Consider the following 1,480-nt stretch of genomic DNA (forward strand, 5'->3'; position numbering starts at 1 on the left):
CCAAAAGGGATTAAAAATATACAGGCCGATGGGTTATTAGTTGCTACGGGACGTAAAGCTAATGTGACCGATTTGCACCTAGAAAGAACTAGTATTAAAACAGGTAGTCACGGTGAAATTTTAGTCAATGATATACTAGAAACAGATGCTAAAGATGTCTATGCTTTAGGTGATGTTACCGGCGGGCCACAATTCACGTATATTTCGTTAGATGATTGGCGTATTATGGCTAATCATCTATATGGCGATAAGACACGAAGTCGTTTAAATCGACCAGTATTTGCGAATACTATTTTTCTAAATCCGGCTATTAGTAGTGTCGGAAAAACAGAGGCACAGCTGAATGAGGCAGGCATTGATTATAAAGTACTGAAGATGCCAGCAGCTAGTGTTCCTAAGACACAAGTAATTGGTAATCCAAGAGGTAACTATAAAGCATTAATAGATCCACAGACACATCAAATTTTGGGTACAACTATTTATGCTGAGGAATCATTTGAGACGATTAATATCATTAGTCTAGCGATGCAAAACCATCTTTCAGCTGAGACTTTGCGCGATCAAATATACACGCATCCAACAATGACGGAGGCATTAAATGATTTGTTTGATCAAATTTAATAAATCATTTATAACAAATTAAAACAAAAATACTCAAGGTCTTATCTAAATGCCTAACTTTTTTATGGCACTTCAGTATACCCTAGTGGTTTTTTGTTTTGGTACATGATACATTGCACCAATGGGTCACGCCGTGACATGACAATTTATCATTGTATGATCACCTTCAGTGAGAGCATGTCATGCAGAACGCTATCCTCTGGGGCAAGCTGGTGTGAGATTAACCACATAGAATACAACGAAAAAAGATGATCTTATACTTAAAAAATGGACAATTTTTTGAGTATAAGATCATTTTTGTCTGTAATTATTTTGATAGTTGCTGGTTGGCTATTTTTTTTGTATCCAAAAACCAATAATCACGAAAGTCACCAACTAGTTTTGAATAGGGATAGCCAATTATTCCTTGGCTTTGTAGCTTATTCGATAAATATTCTTTCAAAATCCAAGGATCTTCAGGTGAAACGTGATCTAGTTCTAATATTTGATTGATTTTTTGTACAGAAGTATTTAAGTCAATGGCTACATGTTCAATAGTCAAATGACTTAATTTTAGATTTTGACGAAGCTCTTTACTAGTATTGATACGCTCTATAAAATTTAAAGACATTTTATTTCTCTCTTTCGCTATTAAAATCATGCTGACGAGAAGGCTGAGTCAGCCATTCACAAGAGTTGTTAATTATTCAGATATGAATTTTTCGCCAGTCATATATGCACCGTGTTTTAAGAAAATAACGGTAGCCAATCCTGCTATACCATCATCAATGAGTGCCCATTTATAGCTTCTTTGTTAGCCAAAATCAATTTGGTCTAACATCGTTTCACGGCTAGCTTGATCTAAACCAAGGTAAGTCAG

2 protein-coding genes are annotated in these 1,480 nt (G+C 35.3%); one reads left to right on the plus strand and one right to left on the minus strand.

Annotated elements, in window-relative coordinates; all coding sequences use genetic code 11:
* The coding region (locus FC27_RS11405) for an FAD-dependent oxidoreductase (protein WP_162253189.1) at positions 1-621 on the plus strand (621 nt) is incomplete at its 5' end.
* 307 nt (positions 622-928) lie between these two features.
* On the opposite strand, the gene FC27_RS11410 is transcribed toward FC27_RS11405, so the two are convergent.
* Entirely contained in the window at positions 929-1,231 is a 303-nt protein-coding gene (locus tag FC27_RS11410) for a DUF2316 family protein (protein WP_010625600.1), read from the minus strand.
* Between the last annotated feature and the right edge of the window lie 249 nt (positions 1,232-1,480).

The organism is Companilactobacillus versmoldensis DSM 14857 = KCTC 3814 (assembly GCF_001434295.1).
GTDB lineage: Bacteria > Bacillota > Bacilli > Lactobacillales > Lactobacillaceae > Companilactobacillus > Companilactobacillus versmoldensis.

Bases quoted from the DNA above. Each gene is read 5' to 3' on its own strand.
- FC27_RS11410 (WP_010625600.1), bottom strand. From the start codon at position 1,231: ATGTCTTTAAATTTTATAGAGCGTATCAATACTAGTAAAGAGCTTCGT.